Below are 24,918 nucleotides of genomic sequence, written 5' to 3'. Positions count from 1 at the left end.
TGGATAACGTTGCCCACCGGGTGTGGCCAGACCCTAGAGAGCGTCCCGCGTGACGTCAAGATGCCGCGCACGCTGGACAGTTGCTACGGAAGTACCCCTGCCCGGACCTCGCCCGGCCCTTGCCGAGCACCGACTGAGCAGCAGGGTTGATCCGTACACTCGGCGGCAACGTTTCCCGACGGGAGAGGAACCGGATGGAGCCGCCAGCACCACGCCGCCGCGTCACCATCGTCGATGTCGCGCGTCACGCCCAGGTCTCCACGACCGCCGTGTCCAAGGTGCTGCGCAACGCCTACGGAGCGAGCCCCGAGATGCGGGCGAAGGTGCGCCGTGCGATCGACGAGCTCGGCTACCGGCCGCACGCGGGTGCCAGGGGACTGCGTGGGCAGACGTACACCATCGGCGTGATGCTGCCCGACATCCGCAACCCCTTCTTCCCCGAGGTCCTCGACGGCATCACCCATGCGCTGGAGGACACGGAGTACCAAGTGCTGCTGGGGCCCGGCTGCAACGGCGAGAAGGCCGAGGCCCGGATCACCGAGGCGATGATCGACCGCGGTATGGACGCCCTGATCCTGATCGCCCCCGTCTCCCCTCGCCCCCACCTCGAGCGGGTGGCCTCCGCCGTGCCGACCGTCGTCGTCGGTCGCCACGGGTCCTCTCCGGCGTACGACACCGTGGTCAACGACGACGTCGAGGGCGCCTTTCTGGTCGTCGGCCACCTCGCCGGTCTGGGGCATCGGCGGATCGCCCACATCGAGCACCTCGAAACCGACCCGACACGCCTCGCGGAGATGCCCAACGCCCGGCGCGCCGACGGATACCGGCAGGCCATGCGGGCCCACGGGCTCGCGGAGTGGATCGACGTGGTCTCGACCAGCTACACCCAGGAGGGCGGCCACCTGGGCACGAAGGAACTGCTGGACCGCCCCCACCCGCCCACAGCCGTGTTCGCCGGGGCGGACGTCGTCGCGATGGGTGTGCTGGAGGCGGTGACCGAAGCCGGGCTGTCCGTCCCCGACGACATCTCGGTGGCCGGCTACGACAACACCACGTTCGCCGCGCTCGGCCCGATCTCGCTGACCAGCGTCGACCAGGCGGGCCACGAGATCGGCAGGAACGCGGCCCGTCTCGTCCTGGAACGGATCACCGACCGGAGCAGACCCACGGTCCAGGTCAGCCTGTCCCCCGCTCTGGTGCCGCGCCGGACCACCGCTCGCCCACCCGGGTGGGCCGGTGACCGGTCGGAGAAGCGGGAAAGCCGTGACGGCGCTACCGAACCAGCCCGCGAGTCTCCGCTCTGAGCAGGCGGTTCACCGCGTGGTACAGCTGGCGCGCCTTTCTGACCTGCGCTTGCGTGGGGGGGGCGATGAGCCTGTGACCTGCTGGGTCGTGTCTGACAAATGATCTCTGCGAAGATTCGGTGTCCTGGGCCGTAGGAGGCGTCATGGGGATCGAGCTGGAACTGCACTCGGGGCGACCCGTGCGAAAGGGGCGGTCCCGGGACACCTTGCTGCGGGGCTCTTACGAGCATGGTGAAGCGTTGGCGAGGGTGCTGAGCGCCCTCGACCGGCATGGCTCGGGCAAGCTCGGCTGGGTCGATCCGTACGGCGACACGCTGTTCAACGAACAGGAAGCCCAAGTCGCCCGCCAGGAAGTCGCCGCCCTGGCACAGAGGTGTACTGACGACCGGCAGACAGCGGCTCTGCTCGACCTTGCCGAGCTTCTCGACGAGTGTGCGGCGACGCCGGGCAGCTACTTGTGGTTCACCGGTGACTAGCCGTACCTGATCATGGCCCCTGGCAGACCGTCTACGAACGCTTCGCACGCAGCTGGAGATTGCGTTCACCCGGCCCGGCCGCCCGGCTTGTGGAGGTGGTCCATGGGCCGCCGGGAGCGTGTCGGCGTGAGGTTCAGAAGGTGCCGCTCTTCGAGTAGCCGGCGCCGCTGTTCTTGATGAGGTCGATGACCTTGTCGGCCAAGTCGAAGGCGAACAGGACCGAGATCGACTCGATGAGCAGGGTTCCGGCGACGGGGTTGAAGACGAAGGTTTGCAGGACGTTGAAGCCGGTCGGCGCGCCGAAGTTGAGTGCGGAGCCCGCGAGGCTGGTGGCAGTGCCGGTCACGCCCTGGCCGATGGCGGCGGAGGCACCGACGCCGGTGTTCCCCGCCCGTCCGGCGGCCTTGGCGCCTTCGGCGAGCGCGCGTTCGGTCTCCGCACCGGTGGGCAGCCGGGGGCTGATGTTCCCGGTACCGAACCAGCCCTGGGCGAATCCGTAGCCGGCCAGCCCGAACACCAGGCCGGTGACGAACCCCGCCAGAGCCGATTGCCAGGTCTTCTCCCAGATCTCGCCGAGCGAACCCGTGCCGCCGGCGAATCCGGCGCCAAATCCGGTCGCGGCACCGAGCAGCGCCCCGCTGACCGCTCCGGAGAGCAGGAAGGTCACGAGGGACTTGGCGCCGAACGCGGCCGCGAAACCGGCCCCGGCCAGCGCCCCGCCCAACGCCGCGGCGCCGGCCAGCGCCGCACCGAGCAGGATCCCCAGCACGATGTCGCCGCCTGCCTGGGCCGCGGCGATGCCGCCGACCGCGCCGCCGACTGCCATCGCGGCGAACACCCCGATCATGGCGCCCAAGCCGGTCAGGCCGACCCCGAAGGTGACCACGGTCAGCACCACGACGGCCACCACGGCCACGATGGCCAGCGCGATGTGCCACCAGGCCCGGCCTGCGGGGTCCCGCACGGTGACGGGGTCGTTGGCGGCGTAGGCGTAACGGTTGAGGCCCACCGGATGCCACAGGTCCGCGGCGACCGTGTCGGGGACGAGGTAGCGGCCCAGTACGGGGTCGTAGGGGCGCTTCGGCGACAGGTACAGGCCCACCTGCTCAAGGAGTTCGTAGCCGTCGTACGTGTCCCGGGGCTGGTCTCCTCCGGCCTGGATGGCGAGGATCCTGCCGAACGGGTCATACACAATCCGTTGGACGACCGTGCCCGTGCCCGTGGTCATGAGACGGACCGAGCCGCGGTGGTCGGTGTGCCATCGGGTGAGCGACCCGCCGAGACAGATCGTCGCCAGGCGAATCGTGGCTCCGGGACGCTGCGCGTGGATCTCGTGGTCGCCCGCGAGGCAGTGGCCGCGGGTGTGTCAACGGCTACGCGCTTCTCCCCGGAGTCACAGCCCTCGCCTTTTGCCGCTGTGGCGCTCGGCAGCGGTCGGAGACAGAGCAGTCCCATCACGCAGCCGGCCGGCCCCGGACGAAGATCCAGAGCATTCTCCGGCAGCCCTCCCGCCGCCACCTCGATTCGCACGCCACCCCGGCATCGCACGCATCACCGCTCTGAACTGGTAATTCACCCCAGCCCTTCCGCGAGGCGGAAGTAGTCTTGCGGCCCGGTGAAGCCCTCCCGGACGATGCCACCACCACCAGAGACGGGAGCCGCCCCCAATGCCTCACACCACCGCCTTCGCCAGGAACCAGTGGTACGTCGCCGCATACAGCCACGAGGTCGGCCGCGAGGAGTTGCTCGGCCGCACGATCCTCGGTGAGCCGCTCGTCTTCTACCGCACCGAGGAGGAGGGCACGCCCGTCGCACTCCACGACCGGTGTGTGCACCGGCGCTACCCGCTCTCGAAGAGCGGCCTCGACGGGGACCGCATCGTCTGCGGCTACCACGGCTTCACCTACGACCAGACGGGCGCCTGCGTGTACGTGCCGGGGCAGAAGCGCGTCCCGCGCACCGCGCGCGTCGCCTCCTACCCGGTCGTCGAGCAGGACTCCCTGGTGTGGGTGTGGATCGGCGACCCGGCGCTCGCCGACCCGCAGAGCATCCCGCGCGCCCGCCACCTCGACTCCCCCGGCTGGGTCACCGTGCGCGGCATGGAGCCGATCGACGCCGACTACGGTCTGCTGGTCGACAACCTCCTCGACCTGTCCCACGAGACGTATCTGCACGGCGGCTACATCGGCACCCCCGAGGTCGCCGAGACCCCGATCACCACCGAGGTCGACGAGGGCGCCGGGATCGTCCGGGTCAGCCGGCACATGGACGACGCCGAGTGCCCGCCGTTCTACGCCCGTTCGACCGGCATCGAGGGCCGGATCACCCGCTGGCAGGACATCGAGTACCACGCGCCCTGTCTCTACCTGCTGCACAGCCGGATCGCGCCGGTCGGCGTGCTCCCCGAGGCGGACGGCAGCGACCCGAACGGCTTCCACACCGAGATCACGTACGCCATCACGCCGTCCGCCGACGGCAAGGTGTACGACTTCTGGATGGTCTCGCGCGACTGGGCCACGGAGGACCCCGAGGTCACCGAGTTCCTGCGGGGCAACAACCACACCGTCGTCATGCAGGACGTCGATGCGCTCAACCTGCTCCAGGAGACGCTCGGCACCGAGCGCACCGGCTACCAGGAGCTGAGCATCAACATCGACACCGGCGGTCTCGCCGCCCGCCGTATCCTCGCCCGGCTGGTCGAGGAGGGCGAGAAGCCCATGGAGAAGGTCCAGTGACGAGCCCGACCGGCGAGGTCTATCGCATCGACTGGCTGCCTGGCACGGACATCCTGCACGGCACCTGTCACTGCGGCCGCGAGCACACCTCGCAGGACCCCATCGAGATGTGGGAGTGGATGCTCTCCCACCCGCAAGGACACGAGCCGCAAGGAAACAGCTCATGACCCTGTACGAAGCCGAACTCGTCGTCGACCGGCGGGAGTTCGCGGCCGACGGCGTACTCTCCCTGACCCTGCGCCACCCGCTGGGCGAACGGCTTCCGGCCTGGGAGCCCGGCGCCCACATCGATGTCGTGCTCGGCCCGGAGCTGGAGCGGCAGTACTCGCTGTGCAGCGACCCGGACGACCGGGACGCCTGGCGGATCGCCGTACTGCGCGAGCCGGACGGGCGCGGTGGATCCGCCCATGTGCACGGGCAGTTGGGACAGGGCGACAAGGTGCGGGTGCGCGGTCCGCGCAACCACTTCGCCCTGAAGCCCGCGCCCCGCTACCGCTTCGTCGCGGGCGGCATCGGTATCACGCCGATCCTGCCGATGCTGGCGGCGGCCGAGGCTGCGGGCGCCGAGTGGACGCTGCTGTACGGCGGGCGGAGCCGTGAATCCATGGCCTTCACCGGGGAGTTGGGCCGTTACGGGGACCGGGTCACGATCGCTCCGCAGGACGAGACCGGGCTGCTGGACCTGGGCTCGGTGCTCGACGAGGTCCCCGAGGACACACTCGTGTACTGCTGCGGCCCCGGGCCGCTCCTGGACGCGGTGGAGGCGCGTTGCCCGGCCGGGGCGCTGCACGTCGAGCGGTTCCAGCCCAAGGAACAGGAGACCGGCGAGAACACCGAGTTCGAGGTCGAGCTGGCGCGGAGCGGCCGTACGCTGACCGTCCCTGTGGACGTCTCCGTGCTCGACGCGGTGCGCTCCGCGGGCGTCGAGGTGCTGTTCTCCTGCACCGAGGGCACCTGCGGGACCTGCGAGACCGACGTCCTCGACGGCACCCCGGACCACCGGGACTCGGTCCTCACGGACGAGGAGCGGGAGGCCGGGGAGACCATGCTCATCTGCGTGTCCCGGTGCCGGGGGAAGCGGCTCGTCCTCGACCTGTAGCCGGTCCCAGGTCGGTCTCGATCCCGGCGACCGCCTCCAGCAGGTGCGGCAGCAGGTCCCGGCGCACCGACGCCAGGGAGTTGCGGCTGACGTGCACCGGGATGTTCACCGCCGCCACCACCTCGCCGCCCCGGTCCCGCACCGGGGCGGCGATCGAGCGCAGGCCCTCCTCCAACTCCTGGTCGACGAGGGCGTACCCCTGCCGCCGCACCCGGTCGAGCTCGGCCCGCAACGCCTTCGCCGACACGATGGTGCGGGCGGTCAGCGGACGCAGCTCGACGCGTGCGAGCCGCAACTCAAGCTCCTCGTCCGGCAGATGGGCGAGGATCACCCGGCCCACGGAGGTGACGTGGGCGGGGAAACGGGTGCCGACGGTGATCGCCGCGGTCATGATGCGGCGCGCGGGCACCCGGGCCACGTACACGACGTCGTCGCCGTCGAGCACGCACAGGGACGACGACTCCCCTGTGCGCTCGACCAGTTGCTCCAGATGCGGTTCGGCGATCTGGGGCAGCGAGAAGCTCGACAGGTAGGAGTAGCCGAGCTCCAGCACGCGCGGGGTGAGCCGGAAGGTGCGGCCGTCCTGGTGGACGTAGCCGAGGTCGACCAGGGTCAGCAGCAGGCGGCGGGCGGCCGCGCGGGTCAGGTCGCAGGTGCGGGCGACCTCGCTGAGCGTGCGCACCCGGTGTTCGGCGTCGAAGGCGCGGATCACCGCGAGCCCACGCTCGAAGGACCTCACGAAGTGCGCTGCGCGGACCGGCTCGGGCATCGACGCCTCCAGCACTGTCAACAATTTTGTCAGCCAACCCATTGACCCTGATCCGTTGCGAGTTCTACCTTCCCGCTGAGCAGACCTGCGCACTACTGTGCGGTCTGCGCACAACCTGTCGGAACACCGTTGCACCGTTGTCTGTACAGGAGGAGCCATGCGTCGTCTGCTCGCCGGTCTCACCGCCGGCACCTTCCTGCTCGTCGGGACGGCCTGTGGCTCGTCCGGCGACGACTCGGCGGACGCCGGCGCGTCGTCCGGCGGCACCACCACCGTCAAGCTGGGGCTGATCCCCATCGTCGACGTCGCACCGATCTATCTGGGCCAGAAGAAGGGCTTCTACAGCAAGCACGGCCTGAAGCTGTCGCTCTCCACCGCCCAGGGCGGTGCGGCGATCGTGCCCGGAGTCGCCAGCGGACAGTTCCAGTTCGGGTTCTCCAACGTGACCTCGCTCCTGGTCGCCCAGTCGACCGGCGTGCCCGTCAAGGCGGTTGCCAACGGCATCGCCTCAACGGGCGTGGAGGGCAAGGACTTCAGCGCCCTCATGGTGAAGAAGGGCAGCCCGATCAAGTCGCCGAAGCAGCTGGAGGGCAAGAAGGTCGCCATCAACACCCTGAAGAACATCAACGAGACCGCGGTGCGCGAGTCGGTGCGCAAGGCGGGCGGCGACCCCGACAAGGTGAACTTCGTCGAGCTTGCCTTCGACCAGATGCCCGCGGCCCTCGACAGCGGCCAGATCGACGCCGCGAGTGTCGTCGAGCCCGCGCAGGCCACCGTCAAGAGCCAGGGCGGCGTCGTGATCGCCACTCCCATCGTGGACGTGGCGAAGGACACCACGGTCGCGCTGTACTTCACGTCGGCGCAGTACCAGCAACAACACCCGGACGTCGTGAAGAAGTTCCAGGAGGCCACCGCCGAGTCCCTCGCGTACGCGGACGCCCACCCGGACGAGGTCCGCCAGATCGTCACGACGTACACGAAGATCCCGGCGTCCGTGCTGGCGCAGGTGACCCTGCCGAAGTGGCCGGCCGAGCCGAACCGGGCGTCCATCGAGGCACTGGCGAAGCTGGGCGAGCAGGACGGTCTGTTCAAGAAGACCCCCGACGTGGACGCGCTGCTGCCGTGAAGGGTGAGAACGCCGCCCTGGGCGCCGCCGGGCTCGCGGCCTTCCTCGCCCTCGGCGAGGCGGTGCCGCGGGTCGGCCTCGTCAAGGAGGAGTACTTCCCGCCGACCAGCCGCATCGCCGGCGCCCTCGCGGACGAACTCGCCGACAGCGCCTTCTGGTCGGCCCTCGGCGACACCCTCACCGGCTGGGCGCTGGGCCTCGCGATCGCGGCCTGCGCGGGCATCGTCGCCGGGGTGGTGATCTCCGTGGTCCCGTATCTGCGTGAGGCGACGGCCTCGACCATCGAGTTCCTGCGCCCCATCCCCTCGGTCGCGCTGATCCCGCTGGCGGTGCTGCTGTACGGCACCGAACTGCGCTCGGTGCTCCTGCTCGTCGTGTACGCCTCCTTCTGGCAGATCCTCATCCAGACCCTGTACGGCGTCCAGGACGTCGACCCGGTCGCCGAGGAGACGGCCCGTTCGTACGGTCTCGGCACCTGGTCGCGCGTCCGGCACGTGCTGTGGCCGACCGCGCTGCCGTACGTCATGACGGGCGTACGGCTGGCCGCGGCCGTCGCCCTGATCCTCACCATCACCGCCGAACTCGTCATCGGCGCACCGGGGTTGGGCGCGCGGATCGGGGTCGCGCAGAACTCGCAGGCGGTGCCGGAGATGTACGCGCTGATCGTGGTCACCGGACTACTGGGGCTGCTCATCAACGTGGGCGCGCGTACGGTGGAGCGACGGGCCCTGGCCTGGCACCAGTCGGTGCGCGGGGAGGTGGCGGTGTGAGGCGCGTCCTGCTGCGACTGTTCTTCGTTGTCGCCCTGCCCGTGGTGCTGTTCGTGGGCTGGTGGCTCGCGTCCGACAACAGTACGGACGTGTTCTGGCCGCCCCTGCGCACGATCATGCAGACCTTCCCGGACGTGTGGACCGCCGAGCGGCTCAAGGACGACGTCCTGCCCAGCGTGCTGCGGCTGACGGGCGGTTACGCGCTCGCGGCCGTCGTGGGGGTGGCGCTCGGCACGGTCATCGGCTCCTACCGGCGGGTCCGTGCGGTGTGCGAACCGGTCCTGGAGTTCCTGCGGGCGGTGCCGCCTCCGGTGCTCGTCCCGGTGATCATGCTGTTCGCGGGCATCGACGACACGATGAAGGTCACCGTGATCGCCAGCGGCTGCGTGTGGCCGATCCTGCTCAACACGGTCGAGGGCGTGCGCGCGGTCGACCCCGTGATGGCCGAAACGGCACGCTCGTACGGCATCAAGGGGCCCTCACGCCTCACCAACCTGGTGCTGCGCTCGGCGAGCCCGCAGATCTTCGCGGGCCTGCGCCAGGCCCTGTCCATCGGCATCATCCTGATGGTCATCAGCGAGATGTTCGCGGCCAGCAACGGCCTCGGTTTCACCGTCGTCCAGTTCCAGCGCAGTTTCGCGATCCCCGACATGTGGACCGGGATCCTCGTCCTCGGCCTGTTCGGCTTCCTGCTCTCCGTCGTCTTCCAGCTGGTCGAGCGGCGGGTCCTGGCCTGGTACCACGGCCTGCGCGCCTCGGCCCGGCGGTCCCAGTGAGTCTCGTGAAAGGGCGGTCCATGCACCCGCTTCTCGCCGTATCCGGCCTGAAAAAGGTCTACGAGGGGTCCGGCCGCCGCGTGGAGGCGGTGCGCGACCTCACCTTCACCGTCGAGGCGGGCGAACTCGTCTGCCTCGTCGGCCCGTCGGGCTGCGGCAAGACGACCCTGCTGAAGTGCATGGGCGGACTGCTGACGCCGACCGGCGGTGAAGTCCTGCTGGAGGGGCGGAAGGTGAACGGGCCGCCGCCCGGGATGGCGTTCGTCTTCCAGGAGTACGGGCGCAGCCTGTTCCCCTGGATGCGGGTCGCCCAGAACGTCGAACTCCCCCTGAAACAGAAGGACTTGAGCAAGACGCGACGCCGGGAGCTGGTGGCGGACGCGCTGGAGTCGGTCGGGCTCGCGGACGCCGCGGGCGCCTACCCCTGGCAGCTGTCCGGCGGTATGCAGCAGCGGGTCGCCATCGCCCGCGCGTTGGCGTACGAGCCCCAGGTCCTGCTGATGGACGAGCCGTTCGCGGCAGTGGACGCACAGACCCGCGCCGACCTGGAAGACCTCGTGCGGGGGCTGTGGCGGGAGCGCGGGATCACGATCCTGTTCGTCACCCACGACATCGACGAGGCCGTGTACCTGGGCGAGCGGGTGGTCGTGCTGTCGGCCTCCCCCACCGTCGTACAGGAGCAGCTCAAGGTCGATCTGCCCGCCGAACGCGACCAGTTGCACACCCGGGTCGCCCCGCGCTTCGCCGAGCTGCGGACCCATGTGTACGAGCAGATCCAGGCGGCGAAGCGCGGGACGGGTGCCGTCAAGGCAGATACGCCTCCGCCTCACTGAAGCGGAGCATTACCCGCGTACTGGGCGGACTGGGCGTACTGGGGTGATGCGACGACGCGGTGAGGCGCCGTGCCAGGCGTCGCGGACCCGGGATGATCCGAACGGCACCTCCTAGCCGCGGGCCGCCCACAGGCCGCGGACATGGCCGAGATGACGGGTCATGACTTCGCGTACCGCCTCCGGGTCACGGGCCAGCAGGGCGTCGAGGAGTTCGAGGTGCTCCTCGGCCGAAGCCAGCAGACGGCCCCCTTCCAGCAGCGCGGTCAGGCCGTACAGGCGGGAGCGCCCCCGCAGGTCGCCGACCACCTCTACGAGGTGCGCGTTGCCCGCGAGGGCGAGCAGACCGAGGTGGAAGCGGGTGTCGGCCTCGACGTAGGCGATGAGGTCACCGGCCACGGCGGCGTGGACGATCTCCCGGGCGGCCGGCCGCAGCGCCTCCAGCGACACCGGGTCGGCGGTCCGGGCCAGGTCCACCACCGTGGGGATCTCGACGAGGGCACGGATGTGGGTGTACTCGTCGAGCTGTTTCTCGGAGACGGCGGTGACCCGGAAGCCCTTGTTGGGGACGGTGTCGACCAGGCCCTCCTTGGCCAGGTCCAGCATGGCCTCGCGCACCGGCGTCGCGGAGACGCCGAAGCGTGCGGCGAGCGTGGGCGCCGAGTACACGTCGCCGGGGCGCAGTTCACCGGCGATCAGCGCGGCCCGCAGCGCGTCCGCGACTCGCTCGCGGTAGCTGCTCTTCTTGCCGCCCAGCGTGGGCAGGGCGGGGGCAGCGGCGGACGGGGCGGCGCTGGTGCGCTGGGCGGCCATGGGACGTCTCCTAGTTGTGCAATGTCACGCGACACCGGCCATTGTCCTCGACGTCTAGAGGACGAATCCCGCCGGGAACGGATCGGTCGGGTCGAGCAGGTACTGGGCGGTTCCGGTGATCCAGGCGCGGCCGGTGAAGCTGGGCAGGACGGCCGGGCGGCCTGCGACCTCGGTGGTGCCGAGGAGACGACCGGTGAAGTGCGTGCCGATGAAGGACTCGTTGACGAACTCGGTGTTCAGGGGCAGTTCGCCCCGCGCATGGAGCTGTGCCATGCGGGCGCTGGTGCCGGTCCCGCAGGGCGAGCGGTCGAACCAGCCGGGGTGGATCGCCATCGCGTGCCGGGAGTGGCGGGCGGTGGCTCCGGGGGCGATCAGGTGGACGTGGTGGCAGCCCCGGATGGACGGGTCCTCGGGGTGGGCGGGTTCCTCCTCGGCGTTGATCGCCTCCATCAGGGACAGGCCGGCCTTGAGGATGTCGTCCTTGCGGGCCCGGTCGAAGGGCAGCCCGAACTGCTCCAGCGGCAGGATGGCGTAGAAGTTGCCGCCGTATGCCATGTCGTATGTCATCGTGCGCCCGTCGGCGAGCGTGATCTTGCGGTCGAGGCCGACGGAGAAGGACGGGACGTTCCTGAGCGTGACCGCCTGCGCGGCGCCGTCCTGAACCGCCACCTCGGCGACGACCGGGCCCGCCGGGGTGTCGAGCCGGATCGTGGTGACCGGCTCGACGACCTCGACCATGCCGGTCTCGACGAGCACGGTCGCCACGCCGATCGTGCCGTGCCCGCACATGGGCAGGTAGCCCGAGACCTCGATGTAGACGACGCCCCAGTCGCAGTCGGGGCGGGTGGGCGGCTGGAGGATGGCGCCGCTCATGGCCGCGTGGCCGCGCGGTTCGTTCATCAGGAGCTGCTTGATGTCGTCGCGGTGCTCACGGAAGTACAGGCGCCGCTCGTTCATGGTCGCGCCGGGGATCGTGCCGATGCCGCCGGTGATCACGCGGGTGGGCATGCCCTCGGTGTGCGAGTCGACGGCGTGCAGGACGAGTTTGCTGCGCATGACGCTCCTGGTGAACGTGACGGACCGACGGGAATTGCCTTACGCGAGTCCGGCCGCGACCGCCTTCTCGGTGGCGGCGCGGACGGCGGCCTCCTGCTCGGGCAGCAGCGGGACGCGCGGCGGGCGCACGGGGCCGCCGTGGCGGCCGACGATGTCCATGGACAGCTTGATGGCCTGGACGAACTCGACCTTGGAGTCCCAGCGCAGCAGCGGGTGCAGTTGCTCGTACAGCTTCCTGGCGGTGCCCAGGTCGCCGCCGACGGCCGCGCGGTAGAGCTCGACGGTGGCGGCGGGCAGCGCGTTCGGATAGCCGGCCACCCAGCCCTTGGCGCCGGCGATCGCGAGCTCCAGCAGGACGTCGTCCGCACCGATCAACAGGTCGAGTCCGGGGGCGAGTTCGGCGAGCTGGTAGGCGCGGCGGACATCGCCGGAGAACTCCTTGACGGCGTGGATGCAGCCCTCGCCGTGCAGCTTGGCGAGCAGTTCGGGCACCAGGTCGACCTTGGTGTCGATGGGGTTGTTGTAGGCGACGATCGGCACACCCGCCTCGGCGACCTCCGCGTAGTGGGCGAGGACGGAGCGCTCGTCGGCGCGGTAGGCGTTGGGCGGCAGCAGCATCACGGAGGCGCAGCCCGCGTCGCGCGCCTGCTCGGCCCAGCGGCGGGCCTCGGCGGAGCCGTAGGCGGCGACGCCGGGCATCACGCGCTCGCCGCCGATGGCGGCCACGGCCGTCTCGACGACCCTGGCCCGCTCCTCGGGGGTGAGCACCTGGTACTCGCCGAGCGAGCCGTTCGGTACGACGCCGTCGCAGCCGTTGTCGACCAGCCAGGCGCAGTGCTCGGCGAACTTGTCGTAGTCGACGGAGAGGTCGTCGTTCAGCGGAAGGGCGGTGGCGACGAGGACGCCGCGCCAGGGGCGGGGCTCGGTGGTGGTCATCCGGGGTCCCATCTCAATAGGGTGTGACATTTTACTGTGTGGCAGAGGTCCAGGACAGCGGGCGTCGTGGTGGACTCAGTGCTCCTCGGACTCCCCGGCCCGGGCCAGCACCCCCAACGGCACCGGGCGGGCGAACGGCCGCCGGGACGGCGTGAGCTCGCACCCGGCGAGCCCCGCGACCGCGGGCCCGCACACCCGGCCCTGGCACCAGCCCATCCCGGCCCGCGTCAGCAGCTTCACGGTGCGCGGGTCGCCGGCGCCCAACTCCGTCACGGCCTCTCGGATCGCGCCGCCGGTGACCTCCTCGCAACGGCAGACGACGGTGTCGTCGGTGACCTGCTCGGTCCAGTGGGCGGGCGGGGCATACACGCTGTCCAATGCGGCGGAGAAGGCCCGCAGCCGGGCACGGGTCCTGGCTGCCGCCGCCCATGCGCGCGGGTCGGGGTCGGTGTCCTGCAGACGGGCCGCGACGGAGCGTCCGGCGATGTGGCCCTCGGCGAGGGAGAGGGCGGCGCCGCCGATGCCGGTGGTCTCGCCCGCCGCCCAGACGCCGGGGACGCTGGTGCGCTGCTCGTCGTCGACGTGGACGTCCGGCCCGTCGAGCCGGCATCCCGATGTCTGAGCGAGATCGGTGTGCGGCAGCATGCCGTGGCCGACGGCGAGGGTGTCGCAGGGGATGCGGCGCTCGGTGCCGGGCCGCACCCGCCCGTCGGTGTCGAGCGCGGCGACGGTGACCGCTGCCAGCCGCTCGGTGCCGTGCGCCTCGACGACGGCATGCCCCGCGAGGAGCCGGACCCGATGGCGCAGCAACCGGGCGGCGTACTGGGCGCCTTCGGCGACCTTGCCCGGCTGGGCGACGAGTGCGCGGGTCCGTCGTACGAACGCCTTGGGGCCGGCGGACTCGACGAGCGCGGCCACCTCCACCCCGGCCGCGGCGAGGCCGGTCGCCACGGGCAGCAGCAGCGGCCCGGTCCCGGCGACGACGGCGCTGCGGCCGGACACCGCGAGGGCGCCCTTGAGCATGGCCTGGGCGCCGCCCGCGGTGACGACACCGGGGAGGGTCCAGCCGGGGAAGGGCAGCACCTTCTCGTAGCCCCCGGTGGCGAGAAGGACGGCGTCGGCGCGCACCTCGACCGGGTCCACCTGCTCGGGGCCGAGCAGCGCGTGCACGGTGAAGCCGTGTTCGTGCCGCTCGACGAACCACACATGATGATTCGTCAAATGTCGTGCTGTGCCCGCCTTTACGTGGGTGCGCAAGCCGTCCCGCAGTCGCACCCAGGTCCGCCACCGGTGGTGCAGGGCCTGCGGGCGGCGGGCTCCAAGTGCGGCTGCGGGCTGCCGGTAGAACTGCCCGCCCGCGTCCGCCGCCGAGTCGACCAGCGTGACCCGGATGCCCCCAGACGCGGCGGCGACGGTGGCGGCGAGACCGGCCGGACCCGCGCCGATCACCGCGAGATGCGGTCGGTCAGTCATCGTGGCCCGTCCCCTCCTGCGTACGGATGGCGTCGCCCGGGTGCAGGGGCACCAGACAGGCGCGTTGGTTCGGGCGGTCGTTGACGGTCACCAGGCAGTCGAAGCAGACGCCGATCCCGCAGAAGACACCGCGCGGCCGGCCCGCGCCGCGGGTGGTGCGCCAGGAAGTGACGCCGACCGCCCAGAGTGCGGCGGCGATCGTCTGGCCGGGCAGTGCCTCGATCTCGCGGCCGTCCAGGGTGACCGTGAAGGCGGGGCCCGGCCGGGCGCCGGCCAGGTCCAGGGGAGAGCTCACGCGGCCTCCTCGGTGAAGCGGTCGGGCCGGAACGGCGTCAGGTCCAGGTCGGGGCTCTTCGCGGTCAGCGTCTGCGCGATCAGGCGCCCGGTGCCGGTGGCGAGGCCGATGCCCGCGCCCTCGTGACCGCAGGCGTGGTACAGCCCGGGGACGCGGGGGTCGGGGCCGACGGCGGGCAGGTGGTCGGGCATGTAGGGGCGGAAGCCGAGGTAGGCGCGCATGGCGCGGACGTCCGAGAGGAAGGGGAACAGCCGGGTCGCGCCCGCCGCCAGGGCCCGTACGACCGGCAGCGAGAACGTCCGGTCGTAGCCGACCCGTTCCCGGCTCGCGCCGATCAGGATCGGCCCGGCCGCCGTGCCCTCGACGACCGGCGAGGTCTGCAGCGCGGCCGAGTCGCTGGCCACGTCGGCCACGTAGTCGGCGGCGTACACCTTGTGGCGGACCCTGCGCGGGAGCGGTTCGGTGACGAGGACGAAGCCGCGGCGCGGGAGGACCGGGAGCAAGGCTCCGGCGAGGGCGGCCAGTTCGGCGCCCCAGGTGCCGGCCGCGTTGACGACGGCGGGAGCGTGGATGTCCCCGTGGTCGGTACGGACTCCGCGCACGGTTCCGGCCGGGGTGCGCAGTACCTCGGTCACGGTCCGGCCGGTGAGCAGGCGGGCGCCCGACGCACGGACCAGGTGGGCGGCGGCCAGGGCGGGCATCACCTGGCAGTCCTGGGGGTAGTGGACGGCGCCGGGCAGCCCCGGCGCGAGGTGGGGTTCGAGGTCGTACAGTGCGTCGCCCGCGACCGGTTCGGCGACCACTCCGGCGGCCCGCTGTTCGTCGGCGAAACGCTCCAGTGCGGCGAGCCCGCCGGGCGAAGAGGCCACGACGACACCGCCCTTGGCCTCGTACTCCACGAACTCCCCGAGTTCCTCGGCGAGTTCGCTCCACAGTCGGCCGGACAGCAGCGCCAGGTCCAGCTCCGGCCCCGGCTCCTTGTCGGAGACCAGCAGGTTGCCCTCGCCCCCGCCGGTCGTACCTCCGGCCACCGAGCCGCGGTCGACGACGGTGACGTCGAGGCCGGCCCTGGCCGCGTACAGGGCGCAGGCGGCGCCGACCATTCCGGCTCCGACGACCACGACATCGCAGGTCAGTCGCTCGCTCACATCAGTACTATGTCACATGCTTCCCTACCTGGGAATGCCACCACACAACGGGGGAACGCGCTTTGACGAGGCGCCGTCGGCGACCTGAACGCCGACGGTGCCTGTCAGACCTCGGGGGCGGGCACCACGCTGAGGTGCCCCGCCGTACGGCGCGGGCGGGCCGTCCGTCGCGCCGCCGGGGCCACCGGGCGGCGGGCGGGGCGCAGGACCAGCGTCAGCCGGGTGTAGCCCATGTCTGCCAGGGTCCTGGGCGTCTCGTCGACGACCCGGCACTCGGTGGCGCCCCAGCGCGGGTCGGGGTGCTTCACCGGGCGGACCGCGCCGTCGTGCTCCACGGCCTGCTCGCCGACCGCGCGGATCCAGTGCGGCAGGCCCTGCCGGTAGGCGGCCTCCATGATCGGGTCCTGGGCGATGTCCCGGCGGATCGACTGGAGGCCGTGGTCGTGGCCGTGCCGCTCCACGGCGGCGGCGAAGTGCGCCAGCATCGGCAGGCACCAGCGCGACTCGTGCTCGCCGAGGACGGAACTCGCGTCCGGGTGGAAGAGGACGAACCTCAGGAAGTTGTCACCCGGCATCGCTGTCGGATGGGGCCCCACACCACGGAAAAGTGACGCGAAAGCGATGTTGGCCAGGACGACGTCCCAGCGGTGATCCACGACGACGGACGGGAAGGGGACGGCCTCCAGGAGCGCGACATAGTCCTGTAGATAAGCCTGGGCCTCAAGACTCTCGGGGACGGGCCGCGGCACCGACCGCTGCCCACCTGCCTGAAATGCCATCGGGAGGTCACCCCTCTTGCCTATGCGGCCTTCTCGCGGCGTTGTTGATCCTGCTGCCCCGACGCAAGTCGTGTCAACTATCGTGGCATTCCGCGCTTGTTGACGGCTGAAATTGGCCACAGTTGTGGCGAGACCTGGATGTAAGTTCGAACAACCCGCTACTCTCCGGGAAGTTCACGGCAACCGCTTGTGAGAAGCCAGTGAGAAACGTAGGAGATCTGTCGGTGTCGGAAGGCTTCGAAGGCCCGGGCGACGTGGCGTCGACTGTGCTGCCGGCCGTCGTCGTCCGTGTCACCGCGCTCGCGGACCGGCTCGGCGTGCCGCACGCGGAGGTCTTCGACACCGGCCGCCTGTCGGTCGCCTCCGGCGTGACCGAGCCGGTCGTCAAGGCCCTGCTGAGCGGCCGCCCCGCGGGCGAGCCCGATGTGCAGGCCCGGTTCCTGCAACGCCTGGACCTGCTGCGTCGCACCCGGCTCAAGCCGAACGGACGCAAGTACACCCAGCAGGAGATCGCCGACGGCGCCGGCATGTCCCGGCAGCAGGCCGGGGCGCTCATCAACGGCGACCGGCGTCCCACCATGGAGCACTGCGACGCCATCCAGCGCTTCTTCCGGGTGCACGCCGGGTTCCTCACGGCCGAGGACCCCGAGGCGCTGGCGGGCACCCTGCAGCGCACCGAGCAGGAGCTTCTGCAGAAACTCGCCGACCGTGAGCGGGAGGCGGCCGCGGTCGCCGACGATCCGCTGGAGCGGCTGTTGCAGGACCACGGCGTCCGTGGGATCGCCTGGCGGGCCGCGCAGCTGCCCACCGACCAGCACCGCGACAAGGTGGCGGAGTGGCTGGACATGCTCTTGGAAAGCGTCAAGCGGCCCGAGTCGTGATCCGGGGGAGAACTGTGGGCATCGGTAAGGAAATGCGCCGCCTGTGCGGCGAGCTGGTAGCGGAGCTGACCCTTCCCGCCCCGGCACGGCCCGCGGACCTGTACGGCGCGCTGTGCGACACGATGAGCAGACGGCGGGGCCGCCCGGTCCACTTCCGTACGTCCGCCTTTCCGCCCGGCACGGCCAGCGGACTGTGGCTCGACATGGCCGACCAGGACCTCGTGGTGATCGAGGAACGCACCGCGCCCGACCACCAGTTGGTGATCCTCGGCCACGAGCTGTGGCACATGAACGCCGGCCACTGCAGCCACCACGTCGAGGGCGCGGCCGTCGCTGCCCGTTTACTGTGCGACGACGCGGACCTGCAGGCGACAGTACTGAAGGTCGCCGCCCGCAGCCGCTTCGACCAGGCCGACGAGAAGGAGGCCGAACGCTTCGGCCTGCTCCTCGCCAGCAAGTGCCGCACCTGGCTCGCCGGTTCGTCACTGCGGGGCCCGGTACAACGCGATCATCTGGCGGGGCGGATCGAGGCGTCGCTGGGCTACCTGGGGCCGCAGGGCTGAACCCCCTCGCCTGCGCCGGTCAAGCAGACCGACCTGCCCGCACCAGGGCTTCGGCGCCCCTGGGCGACCGAGCCGTCGTCACGTCGCGCTGCGTTCGCTGGCTTCTCGCAGGTCGCGCTCCACAGCCCGGCTGCGGGCGGTGTCCGGGCGGCCGGCCAAGGTGCCCGGGCGGCCCGAGCAGAGCAGGTCGCGCCAGTGCTCGCGGCTCCAGTGGGCCGGTTCCGTACCCGCGGTGAACTCCTCGACGAGGGCGACGAAGCGGGCCGGGTCGGTGTGGAACGGGAAGTGGCCGGCTTGCTCGAAGATCTCCAGGCGGCTGCCCGGCATCGCCTCGTGCGCCCCGTAGGCGTGCCGTACGGGCACCACACTGTCCCGGTCGCCCCACAGCAGCATGGTCGGCATGCCCTCGGTCAGATAGCAGCGGTCGAGCATGGTCACGACCTGCCCGCGCCAGTCGACGACCGCCCGCAGAGTGCGGATGAAGGCGTTGCGCGAGGTCTCGTCGGGCAGCGCGTCCACGAGGGTGAGCAACTCCGGGGCGTCCTGGCCGAGGTCGGTGTCCAGGAGCTTCATCAGGCGGACCGCGAGGCCCACTTGGAGGCGCATGCCGGGCAGGCGAAGGCCGGCGAGCATGAGGTGGGCGCCGGGCAGGGACACCATCCGCAGGACGGGGTTGACCTCGCGGCCCACGCCGCCCGCGCTGACCAGGATGAGCCGTTCGGTGCGCTCGGGGAACTGGTAGGCGAACTGCATCGCCACTCCCCCGCCGAGCGAGTGTCCGACGAGGGTCGCGGACTCGATGCCGAGGGTGGTGAGCAGGTCGCGCACACCGTTGGCGTACGCGGCCACCGAGTAGTCGGCGCGCGGCTTGTCCGATTCGCCGTGGCCGAGCAGGTCCGGGGCGATCACGGTGTGGGTGCGGGCGAGATCCGGGATCAGTTCGGCCCAGGTCGCCGAGGAGTCCCCTATGCCGTGGATGAGCACCAGCACCGGTCCCTCACCGGCGATGCGGAAGGCCCGGCGGTAGCCGTGCACGACGCGGTACTGCAACTCGAGTTCTGCGTCGCTCACCGAGCGCAGCCGTACGGTGCGCGCGGGGCGACGTCGCGGGGCGTCGACCACGCGCTCGCCTCCCGTTTCCATGGCCGCGGCCTGGCGGCCGAAAGCCCTTCACTCCAGCGTAGGGGCCCATTCCCACCGGGGATTTCGGGGAGGTTTCGCCTCCGCTAAGCGGGCGAACCGACGTCCTGCGGAGCCGGATTGTCAGTGGCGGGCGGCAAGCTGGAAGTGCGCCGCCGTCCGGGGGCGCACGACCGACGACGCCGACATGGGGGAGCCGCCCGATGCCCACCGCCGTACTGACCGACCGCGAGCGCACCGCCGTACAGGCCTATCTGCGGCTGCTGCACACCGTGCGAGCGGCTTTCGACGTGTCGCCCGGCCCGCCGGAGGCCGCCCGACCACCCGTGGTTCCGCCCGCCGTTCTCGCCGAGGCGGAACAGGCCCTGGCACGGGCGGGGCTGGTGGGCAACGAGGAGGCGTTCTTCCGGCTGCTGCACACCTGGTGCCCACCCGACGCGTAGCGCAGGACGGGTCGGTCGTGCCGCGTGAAGGCCGTCAGGCGTGCGGCACGGCGACCGCCGTCGCCACCAGCCCCCGCCGGGCGGTCCAGCGACCCTCGAAGTGTCCTAGCCGCCGGCCGCCCACCGACGGACCCGGTACGAGGAGTTCGGCGCGGAGGGTGCCGCCCAGCCGCTCGCCGGGGTCGACGGAGAGCTCGATGTCGGCCTCGCTGAAGTCCAGCCACTGCCCGGTGAGGGGGAACCACGCCTTGTAGACGGATTCCTTGGCGCTGAACAGGAGCCGGTCCCAGTGCGGGCCGGGACGGTCCTGGGCGAGCCGGAGCAGCCGGTCCCTCTCGGCGGGCAGGGACACCGAGAGCAGGACGCCGTCCGGGAGCGGGCCGTCGGGTTCGGCGTCGATGCCCAGTGAGGCCAGGTCGGTGGCGCGGACCAGGGCGGCGGCGCAGTATCCGTCGCAGTGGGTCATGCTGCCGGTGAGGCCGGCCGGCCAGCGCGGCGCGCCGCGTTCCCCGGGCAGGACGGGCTGCGGCGGCACACCGAGCTTCTCCATGGCCCGGCGGGCGCAGGTGCGTACGGCGGCGAACTCGCGGCGCCGCTTGGGCACCGCCTGTGCCAGGACGGCCTCTTCCTCGGGGTACAGCCCCCCGTTCCCGGGCTCGTCGTTGCCGTAAGCCTCCACGGCCACCACCGTGGCCGGCAGCAGTTCCTCGATCACCGCGCCCCGGCCTCCCTCGGCACGATCCGACGCAGCCGCCCGGGCGGATCCGGTCGTTTGCGCCACTCGCGGGGGTATCCCACCGAGACCTCCTCGAAGCGGACGCCCTCGTGCCAGGTGGTCCGGGGAATGTGGAGATGGCCGTAGACCATGGTCTCGACGCGGAACCTGCGGTGCCAGTCGGCGGTGCGGTCGGTGCCGCACCACATGGCGAACTCGGGGTGCCACAGGACGTCCGTGGGGTGCCGGTCCAGCGGGTAGTGGTTGACGAGGATCGTGGGCAGGTCGTCGGGCAGGGCGGCGAGTCTGCGTTCGGTCCCGGCGACCCGGGCCCGGCACCAGGCCTCGCGGGACGGGTACGGGTCGGGGTGCAGCAGGTACTCGTCGTTGCAGACGATGCCCGTGCCGTGCGCGTACTCCAGTCCCTGCTCCTTGGTCGCGCAGCCGGCCGGCAGGAAGGAGTAGTCGTACAGCAGGAACAGCGGTGCGACGACGACCGGGCCGCCGGGGCCCTCCCACACGGGGTAGGGGTCCTCGGGTGTCGTCACGCCGAGTTCCCGGCACAGGGCGACGAGGTGGTCGTAGCGGGCGACTCCGCGCAGGGTGACGGGGTCCTTCGGGTGGGTCCACAGTTCGTGGTTGCCGGGGGCCCACACGACCTTGCGGAAGCGGCCGGCGAGGGTCTCCAGGGCCCAGCGGATGTCGGACACGGTCTCCGAGACGTCGCCGGCCACCAGGAGCCAGTCCTCGTCCGTGTCGGGGCGCATCCTCTCGACGAGCGCGCGGTTCTCCTCGTACCCGATGTGCAGATCGCTGATGGCCAGCAGTTGTCCGGCACCGCCGGCCGTCGACGTCACTTCCCGCCCCCTCCGAGCACCTGAGGAGAACCACGAGAACACAGCCGCCCTCCCGAGGACAAGGTCCGATCGAGTCGACCGATCTTCGACGCCCCCGGCGACACGCCCTCATCACGCGCCCCACCACCGGCGCAACCATGATCGGGAAATCCGTAACACGCACGTTGCACGCGGCACCGCTTCAAAGCCGTATGATCGCCCCAACACCACCCGCCCATGACTGCCCTTTCGCACGGGGCGGTTTGGTGTCCCTCCAACCACCCTGCCCGGGCACGGGCGTGCTCCGCCCTGCCCGCGAACCGTGAAAGGCGGCCTGCATGGTCTCTCGCGTACGCGTCTGGCTCAACCGCACGTACGCGGAGAACGTGTTCTTCATGGATCAGCTGCGGCGAAATCCCAGCGACCGCGCCGTCGAGATCCATGCAACGCACGGCGACGCGGACTCCCCGGTACTGGCCGCGGCCGACACGGCCGACCTGGAGCCGGAGGGCCTGTCCCCGGCCGCGTACGTCGAGTACGCGCTCGACCAGTGCGCGCGGCGCGGCATCGACGTCTTCGTGCCCCGGCTGCACCAGTCGGCGATCGTGGCGCACCGCGCCGAGTTCGAGGCGGCCGGTACGGCCCTGCTCGCTCCGCCGCCGGAGGCCGTGGCCGTCTTCCACGACAAGGTGATCGCCTACGAGGCGGTCCAGGCGATCGGCGCACCGGTTCCGCCCTGGTACCGGGTACGGAACGCGGACGAACTCGTCGTTGCTGTCGAGGAGTTGGAGGCGGGCGGCCACAAGGCATGCTTCAAGCCGGCCTCCGGTGCGGGCGGGGTGGGCTTCCGTGTGATCACGCGCGCCCCCTTCTCGCTCGTGCACCTCAACGGCTTCCCGAGCCCGTACGTCCCGCTGGACCTGGTGCTGGAAGCGCTGAAGCAGGCCGAGGAGCCGGTGGACTGGCTGGTCATGCCGCGGCTGGAGCAGCCGGAGGTGTCGGTGGACTGTCTCACCGGCCCCGACAACCGGATCCGGCTGGCCATCGGCCGCACGAAGAACGGCCGCCGTCGCGGGTTCACGCTCGCCGAGCAGTGGCTGGAGCCGGCGCGGCGGATCGCGGAGGGCTTCGGGCTGCACTACCTGTCCAACATCCAGTTCCGGATGTTCGGCGATACGCCGGTCCTGATGGACGTCAACACGCGCCCGGCCGGCGGACTGCACCAGCTGGCCCTGTGCGGCGTCAACGCCCCTTGGGCGGCTGTGCAGTTGGCGCTGGGCGAGGACCCGGGCGAGATCGTGCCGCCGTTCCTGGGCCAGGACTACACGGTGGTCTCGGGCCCGCGTCAGCTGCGGCCGGTGTCCATCCCCCAGCAGCGCACGGAGCTGCAGGACCCGCTGCCGGCGGTCCCCGCGCCGGCCCCGCAGCCGGCGGAGCCGGTCACCGCGGAGCCCGGCACCACGGCTTCTGCGACCGCTTCTGCCTCTGCTTCGGCCATCGCGCCGGCCTAGCCTCACGGTTGCACCCTCACCCGCGCCTGCCGCAGCGTCGGCGGCGCGGGTGATGACCGGTGCGAAGTCCGGCGCCTGCGGGGCCGAGGCCGGGAACGGGGGTCGGCTCACTCGGCCGGGTAGCCCCATTTCCCGGCCAACTCCCCCAGCCGGGGCGGCAGTTCGACTGCCGGGTCGGATGCGCGCGCGGGCCGGATGCGGCCCGACCTGATGGTGCTGGACCAGTCGCCCAGCTGCGGGCGGAAGGCGCCGTGGTCCTTGCTGCCGTAGTCGAGCATGGCGCTCTCCCACGGAACTCCGAGGTAGTCGCACAGCCCGCGCGTGGTGCGCTCCGGGTGGGCGGTGAGGTCCTCGTACGTGATCACGTGGGCGTCCAGGCTCTGCCTCGCCTCCTGAAGTCTCTCGGCGTAGTCGAGGACTTCGGCGCGGATGGCGTCGTGGTCGGGATCCGTGCGGCGGTTGGTCAAGGACGCGATGACCGCGCCCGGGTGGCGCAGCAGGACGATGTAGCGGGCGTCGGGCCAACATCGGTGCAGCCGGGGCCAGATGAGGGTGTTGGCGGGGGTCTTGTCGACGATGACGTCCTTGCTGCTGCGGGCGAGTTCGAGGTGCAGCACCCGGTCCCACAGGACGTGCTCCAGCTCCTGCCGGTCCAGTTCGAGCGCCTTCATGGCCTCCGCGGTGAAGTCGCGGGTCAACTCGACGTGCAGCGTGCGCAGATGCATCTCGTGCGGGGCGCGGATCCTGCTGTGACTGTTCAGCAGCACCCTGAGCAGCGTCGAGCCGGAGCGCACCGAGGACAGCACGAACACCGGCGACTCCACCAGGCGCGGGGCGCACGGGGCGGTGTACTGCTCGTCGGCGGGGCGGGAGCGGGGCGTGGGTACGGCGTCCAGGTTCCGGCGCGGCGGGCTCACCGCCTCCCTCACCAGCCTCCCCCGACGCCTCAGTCCCTTGCCGATCGCGGACATACGCGGGTCTCGCACCGTGACACCTTTCTCTCGCGCTGTGCGCTCGCATCTCAGAGGCGGCAGGCGAACTTCAGGTGTCGCGCAGGCGAAGCACCGTGGTCACGGAACCGCGAATTCCGCCCGTGACCAGGCGCTTTACCGTTTTCTTAATTCTTCATGGGAACCGCCGTGGGTGAGCCTGTCAGAAGCGGCCCGACCCGCGGTACAGCTCCACCTCCCCGTCCAGCTCGACCGCGAGGACCGTGGCGTGCGGGTCCAGGTCGGCCGCGGCGGGCGGGTCGATCCACAGCACGCCGACGGCCTCGTGCAGCCCGCCGACCACGCGGTGGGCGAGCTCGGTGCCGGTACCGAGGACGGTGACTCTGCGGACCGGTGTGACCAGGCCGCGTACACCGATCTCGGCGCGCGGGATGTCGTACAGGGTGAGATAGAGGGTGCGGCGGTCGGCGGAGAGGGTGCTGGGTCCGTAGTGGTGCCCGGCCGGCAGCCCTCGTGTCGTCCCGTACACGGCCTCGGAGTGCTTGCGGATCCACTCCCCCAGGCCTTCGAGGCGCTCGACCTGCGGCTCGGGGATGGTGCCGTCCTCCATCGGGCCGACGTCGAGGAGGAGGTTGCCGCCCCCGCCGATGGTCTCGGTGAAGTAGCGGATGAGCTGGCCGAGCGACTTGTGGTTGTGGTCGTGGTGCTGGAAACCCCACGAGTCGTTGATCGTCAGGCACAGCTCCCAGGGCCCCGCGGGCGGTTCGATGGGGGCGCCCTGTTCGGGGGTGGCGTAGTCGCCCTCGCTGAGCATGCGGGCGTTGAAGACCACGTCGGGCGAGTAGGAGCGGATGAGCGCGGCGAGTTCCTTGATGCGCCATTGCTCCTCGCTGCGGTCCCATTCGCCGTCGAACCACATCAGGTCGGGCCGGTAGCGGGAGGCCAGTTCTCGGATCTGGCCGTCGCGGTAGGCGATGAACCGCTCCCAGGCAGCCAGGTCCTCGTCCTCGGCCGAGCACTCGGAGTAGCGGTTGTCCTCCATCTCCGGCGGGCGGCCCGGCTTGCGGGTGGTGGCGTAGTCGGGGTGGTTCCAGTCGGAGTGCGAGTAGTAGAAGCCGACCTTGAGCCCCTTCTCGCGCAGGGCGTCGGCGTAGCCGGTGAGGTAGTCACGGCCCAGGTTGAGGTCGCCGTACGCGGTGTCCCACAGGGCGACGCCGTCGTGGTGCCGGCTGGTGAGGACGGCGTACCTGGCGCCTGCCCGGGCGAAGAGGTCGGCCCAGGCGCGGGGGTCGTAGTGGGCGCCGGTGAAGCGGTCGAGCTGGGACATGTACCGGTCGTGCGGCACGATGTCGTCGTAGAACGACCAGGACTCCTGGACGCCGTCGACGGCGTAGATCCCCCAGTGGACGAAGATCCCCAACTTGGCGTCGGTGAACCATGGCTGCATGGGCACGGCTGAACTCCTCGGCAGGTCAAGGGGCTGCGGGCACTGCG

27 protein-coding genes are annotated in these 24,918 nt (G+C 71.1%); 13 read left to right on the top strand and 14 right to left on the bottom strand.

From position 1 onward, the window contains the following. Nucleotides 1–194: 194 nt before the first annotated feature. Together ADK57_RS01225 and ADK57_RS01220 are read left to right on the top strand one after the other, a co-directional pair. A complete protein-coding gene (locus ADK57_RS01225; protein WP_078972871.1) occupies nucleotides 195–1,304 on the top strand; it encodes a LacI family DNA-binding transcriptional regulator in 1,110 nt (369 codons plus the stop codon). Nucleotides 1,305–1,447: 143 nt separating this feature from the next. Further along, nucleotides 1,448–1,780, top strand: coding sequence for a hypothetical protein (locus ADK57_RS01220; protein ID WP_053747401.1), 333 nt, complete (start codon nucleotides 1,448–1,450; stop codon nucleotides 1,778–1,780). A gap of 133 nt (nucleotides 1,781–1,913) precedes the next feature. Here ADK57_RS01220 and ADK57_RS01215 read toward each other — a convergent pair whose 3' ends face one another. Further along, nucleotides 1,914–3,008, bottom strand: a complete 1,095-nt coding sequence (locus ADK57_RS01215) for an RHS repeat-associated core domain-containing protein (RefSeq protein WP_053747400.1) — start codon at nucleotides 3,006–3,008, stop codon at nucleotides 1,914–1,916. 439 nt (nucleotides 3,009–3,447) lie between these two features. Between ADK57_RS01215 and ADK57_RS01210 the strand changes: the two genes are divergently transcribed. Genes ADK57_RS01210 through ADK57_RS01205 form a run of 3 tightly spaced genes read left to right on the top strand, consistent with a single transcriptional unit; the run spans nucleotide 3,448 to nucleotide 5,614 of the window. Continuing rightward, entirely contained in the window at nucleotides 3,448–4,515 is a 1,068-nt protein-coding gene (locus tag ADK57_RS01210; RefSeq protein ID WP_053747399.1) for an aromatic ring-hydroxylating dioxygenase subunit alpha, read from the top strand. After that, the gene (locus ADK57_RS50350; RefSeq protein ID WP_199830442.1) at nucleotides 4,512–4,682 is read left to right on the top strand and encodes a hypothetical protein; all 171 of its coding nucleotides are present in this window, start codon (nucleotides 4,512–4,514) and stop codon (nucleotides 4,680–4,682) included. The genes ADK57_RS01210 and ADK57_RS50350 overlap by 4 nt, the downstream gene beginning before the upstream one ends. After that, a complete protein-coding gene (locus ADK57_RS01205) occupies nucleotides 4,679–5,614 on the top strand; it encodes a PDR/VanB family oxidoreductase (protein ID WP_053747398.1) in 936 nt (311 codons plus the stop codon). The genes ADK57_RS50350 and ADK57_RS01205 overlap by 4 nt, the downstream gene beginning before the upstream one ends. Here the strand turns inward: ADK57_RS01205 and ADK57_RS01200 are convergent. After that, nucleotides 5,565–6,383: an IclR family transcriptional regulator domain-containing protein gene (locus tag ADK57_RS01200; RefSeq protein ID WP_053747397.1), complete on the bottom strand. Its 819-nt coding sequence runs from the start codon at nucleotides 6,381–6,383 to the stop codon at nucleotides 5,565–5,567. The two genes, ADK57_RS01205 and ADK57_RS01200, sit on opposite strands and share 50 nt — an antisense overlap. A gap of 157 nt (nucleotides 6,384–6,540) precedes the next feature. Between ADK57_RS01200 and ADK57_RS01195 the strand changes: the two genes are divergently transcribed. From ADK57_RS01195 to ADK57_RS01180, 4 genes are read left to right on the top strand one after another with little or no spacing between them, the layout of a single operon-like run. After that, a complete protein-coding gene (locus ADK57_RS01195; protein ID WP_053747396.1) occupies nucleotides 6,541–7,509 on the top strand; it encodes an ABC transporter substrate-binding protein in 969 nt (322 codons plus the stop codon). Next, on the top strand, nucleotides 7,506–8,279 hold the full coding sequence (locus ADK57_RS01190) for an ABC transporter permease (RefSeq protein WP_053747395.1): 774 nt from the start codon (nucleotides 7,506–7,508) through the stop codon (nucleotides 8,277–8,279). Before ADK57_RS01195 ends, ADK57_RS01190 begins: the two co-directional genes overlap by 4 nt. After that, nucleotides 8,276–9,055, top strand: a complete 780-nt coding sequence (locus ADK57_RS01185; protein WP_053747394.1) for an ABC transporter permease — start codon at nucleotides 8,276–8,278, stop codon at nucleotides 9,053–9,055. The genes ADK57_RS01190 and ADK57_RS01185 overlap by 4 nt, the downstream gene beginning before the upstream one ends. Before the next feature lie 20 nt (nucleotides 9,056–9,075). Then, nucleotides 9,076–9,888, top strand: a complete 813-nt coding sequence (locus ADK57_RS01180) for an ABC transporter ATP-binding protein (RefSeq protein WP_199830441.1) — start codon at nucleotides 9,076–9,078, stop codon at nucleotides 9,886–9,888. A gap of 111 nt (nucleotides 9,889–9,999) precedes the next feature. Here the strand turns inward: ADK57_RS01180 and ADK57_RS01175 are convergent, their stop codons facing one another. The 7 genes from ADK57_RS01175 to ADK57_RS01145 all read right to left on the bottom strand — a co-directional run bounded on the left by ADK57_RS01175 (nucleotide 10,000) and on the right by ADK57_RS01145 (nucleotide 16,385). After that, nucleotides 10,000–10,698, bottom strand: coding sequence for a GntR family transcriptional regulator (locus ADK57_RS01175; protein WP_053747393.1), 699 nt, complete (start codon nucleotides 10,696–10,698; stop codon nucleotides 10,000–10,002). A 54-nt stretch (nucleotides 10,699–10,752) separates the two neighbouring features. Continuing rightward, on the bottom strand, nucleotides 10,753–11,754 hold the full coding sequence (locus ADK57_RS01170) for a proline racemase family protein (RefSeq protein ID WP_053747392.1): 1,002 nt from the start codon (nucleotides 11,752–11,754) through the stop codon (nucleotides 10,753–10,755). Between the two features lie 39 nt (nucleotides 11,755–11,793). Further along, a complete protein-coding gene (locus tag ADK57_RS01165) occupies nucleotides 11,794–12,690 on the bottom strand; it encodes a dihydrodipicolinate synthase family protein (protein WP_053747391.1) in 897 nt (298 codons plus the stop codon). Nucleotides 12,691–12,765: 75 nt separating this feature from the next. Further along, nucleotides 12,766–14,163 carry an NAD(P)/FAD-dependent oxidoreductase gene (locus ADK57_RS01160; protein ID WP_053747390.1) on the bottom strand — a complete coding sequence of 466 codons (1,398 nt, stop codon included), beginning with the start codon at nucleotides 14,161–14,163 and terminating at the stop codon, nucleotides 12,766–12,768. Further along, nucleotides 14,156–14,458 carry a (2Fe-2S)-binding protein gene (locus ADK57_RS01155; RefSeq protein WP_053747389.1) on the bottom strand — a complete coding sequence of 101 codons (303 nt, stop codon included), beginning with the start codon at nucleotides 14,456–14,458 and terminating at the stop codon, nucleotides 14,156–14,158. Before ADK57_RS01155 ends, ADK57_RS01160 begins: the two co-directional genes overlap by 8 nt. Then, nucleotides 14,455–15,606, bottom strand: a complete 1,152-nt coding sequence (locus ADK57_RS01150; RefSeq protein ID WP_053747388.1) for an NAD(P)/FAD-dependent oxidoreductase — start codon at nucleotides 15,604–15,606, stop codon at nucleotides 14,455–14,457. Before ADK57_RS01150 ends, ADK57_RS01155 begins: the two co-directional genes overlap by 4 nt. Nucleotides 15,607–15,710: 104 nt before the next feature. Further along, nucleotides 15,711–16,385: a hypothetical protein gene (locus tag ADK57_RS01145; RefSeq protein WP_053747387.1), complete on the bottom strand. Its 675-nt coding sequence runs from the start codon at nucleotides 16,383–16,385 to the stop codon at nucleotides 15,711–15,713. Between the two features lie 224 nt (nucleotides 16,386–16,609). On the opposite strand from ADK57_RS01145, the gene ADK57_RS01140 reads away from it, so the two are divergent. Then, the gene (locus ADK57_RS01140; RefSeq protein WP_053747386.1) at nucleotides 16,610–17,266 is read left to right on the top strand and encodes a helix-turn-helix domain-containing protein; all 657 of its coding nucleotides are present in this window, start codon (nucleotides 16,610–16,612) and stop codon (nucleotides 17,264–17,266) included. Nucleotides 17,267–17,298: 32 nt separating this feature from the next. Continuing rightward, on the top strand, nucleotides 17,299–17,829 hold the full coding sequence (locus ADK57_RS01135; RefSeq protein WP_053747385.1) for a hypothetical protein: 531 nt from the start codon (nucleotides 17,299–17,301) through the stop codon (nucleotides 17,827–17,829). A gap of 78 nt (nucleotides 17,830–17,907) precedes the next feature. Here ADK57_RS01135 and ADK57_RS01130 read toward each other — a convergent pair whose 3' ends face one another. After that, entirely contained in the window at nucleotides 17,908–18,951 is a 1,044-nt protein-coding gene (locus ADK57_RS01130) for an alpha/beta fold hydrolase (RefSeq protein ID WP_053747448.1), read from the bottom strand. A gap of 221 nt (nucleotides 18,952–19,172) precedes the next feature. Here ADK57_RS01130 and ADK57_RS01125 point away from each other — a divergent pair, with 221 nt between their 5' ends. Continuing rightward, on the top strand, nucleotides 19,173–19,412 hold the full coding sequence (locus tag ADK57_RS01125; protein WP_053747384.1) for a hypothetical protein: 240 nt from the start codon (nucleotides 19,173–19,175) through the stop codon (nucleotides 19,410–19,412). Nucleotides 19,413–19,446: 34 nt separating this feature from the next. On the opposite strand, the gene ADK57_RS01120 is transcribed toward ADK57_RS01125, so the two are convergent. Both ADK57_RS01120 and ADK57_RS01115 read right to left on the bottom strand, forming a co-directional pair. Further along, nucleotides 19,447–20,127, bottom strand: a complete 681-nt coding sequence (locus tag ADK57_RS01120) for a 4'-phosphopantetheinyl transferase family protein (RefSeq protein ID WP_053747383.1) — start codon at nucleotides 20,125–20,127, stop codon at nucleotides 19,447–19,449. Then, nucleotides 20,124–20,984, bottom strand: a complete 861-nt coding sequence (locus ADK57_RS01115; protein WP_053747382.1) for a metallophosphoesterase family protein — start codon at nucleotides 20,982–20,984, stop codon at nucleotides 20,124–20,126. Before ADK57_RS01115 ends, ADK57_RS01120 begins: the two co-directional genes overlap by 4 nt. Before the next feature lie 317 nt (nucleotides 20,985–21,301). On the opposite strand from ADK57_RS01115, the gene ADK57_RS01110 reads away from it, so the two are divergent. Beyond that, complete coding sequence (locus tag ADK57_RS01110; RefSeq protein ID WP_053747381.1) at nucleotides 21,302–22,474, top strand: ATP-grasp domain-containing protein; 1,173 nt, start codon at nucleotides 21,302–21,304, stop codon at nucleotides 22,472–22,474. A 107-nt stretch (nucleotides 22,475–22,581) separates the two neighbouring features. On the opposite strand, the gene ADK57_RS01105 is transcribed toward ADK57_RS01110, so the two are convergent. Further along, complete coding sequence (locus ADK57_RS01105; RefSeq protein WP_234389890.1) at nucleotides 22,582–23,460, bottom strand: sulfotransferase family protein; 879 nt, start codon at nucleotides 23,458–23,460, stop codon at nucleotides 22,582–22,584. Nucleotides 23,461–23,626: 166 nt separating this feature from the next. Continuing rightward, entirely contained in the window at nucleotides 23,627–24,877 is a 1,251-nt protein-coding gene (locus tag ADK57_RS01100; protein ID WP_199830440.1) for an alpha-L-fucosidase, read from the bottom strand. Nucleotides 24,878–24,918: the final 41 nt, after the last annotated feature.

Source organism: Streptomyces sp. MMG1533 (assembly GCF_001279775.1).
In the GTDB taxonomy this organism is placed as follows: Bacteria; Actinomycetota; Actinomycetes; order Streptomycetales; family Streptomycetaceae; genus Streptomyces.
Note: the sequence above shows the minus strand (reverse complement) of the source record. Positions and strands in the feature narration are given on the sequence as shown.

Excerpts from the sequence above, each read along its gene's own strand:
- ADK57_RS01215 (WP_053747400.1), bottom strand. The coding sequence starts at position 3,008 with ATGACCACGGGCACGGGCACGGTCGTCCAACGGATTGTGTATGACCCG.
- ADK57_RS01145 (WP_053747387.1), bottom strand. The coding sequence starts at position 16,385 with ATGGCATTTCAGGCAGGTGGGCAGCGGTCGGTGCCGCGGCCCGTCCCC.
- ADK57_RS01170 (WP_053747392.1), bottom strand. The coding sequence starts at position 11,754 with ATGCGCAGCAAACTCGTCCTGCACGCCGTCGACTCGCACACCGAGGGC.
- ADK57_RS01200 (WP_053747397.1), bottom strand. The coding sequence starts at position 6,383 with ATGCCCGAGCCGGTCCGCGCAGCGCACTTCGTGAGGTCCTTCGAGCGT.
- ADK57_RS01205 (WP_053747398.1), top strand. The coding sequence starts at position 4,679 with ATGACCCTGTACGAAGCCGAACTCGTCGTCGACCGGCGGGAGTTCGCG.
- ADK57_RS01180 (WP_199830441.1), top strand. The coding sequence starts at position 9,076 with ATGCACCCGCTTCTCGCCGTATCCGGCCTGAAAAAGGTCTACGAGGGG.
- ADK57_RS01175 (WP_053747393.1), bottom strand. The coding sequence starts at position 10,698 with ATGGCCGCCCAGCGCACCAGCGCCGCCCCGTCCGCCGCTGCCCCCGCC.
- ADK57_RS01195 (WP_053747396.1), top strand. The coding sequence starts at position 6,541 with ATGCGTCGTCTGCTCGCCGGTCTCACCGCCGGCACCTTCCTGCTCGTC.
- ADK57_RS01110 (WP_053747381.1), top strand. The coding sequence starts at position 21,302 with ATGGTCTCTCGCGTACGCGTCTGGCTCAACCGCACGTACGCGGAGAAC.
- ADK57_RS01165 (WP_053747391.1), bottom strand. The coding sequence starts at position 12,690 with ATGACCACCACCGAGCCCCGCCCCTGGCGCGGCGTCCTCGTCGCCACC.
- ADK57_RS01210 (WP_053747399.1), top strand. The coding sequence starts at position 3,448 with ATGCCTCACACCACCGCCTTCGCCAGGAACCAGTGGTACGTCGCCGCA.
- ADK57_RS01125 (WP_053747384.1), top strand. The coding sequence starts at position 19,173 with ATGCCCACCGCCGTACTGACCGACCGCGAGCGCACCGCCGTACAGGCC.
- ADK57_RS01220 (WP_053747401.1), top strand. The coding sequence starts at position 1,448 with ATGGGGATCGAGCTGGAACTGCACTCGGGGCGACCCGTGCGAAAGGGG.
- ADK57_RS01225 (WP_078972871.1), top strand. The coding sequence starts at position 195 with ATGGAGCCGCCAGCACCACGCCGCCGCGTCACCATCGTCGATGTCGCG.
- ADK57_RS01135 (WP_053747385.1), top strand. The coding sequence starts at position 17,299 with ATGCGCCGCCTGTGCGGCGAGCTGGTAGCGGAGCTGACCCTTCCCGCC.
- ADK57_RS01160 (WP_053747390.1), bottom strand. The coding sequence starts at position 14,163 with ATGACTGACCGACCGCATCTCGCGGTGATCGGCGCGGGTCCGGCCGGT.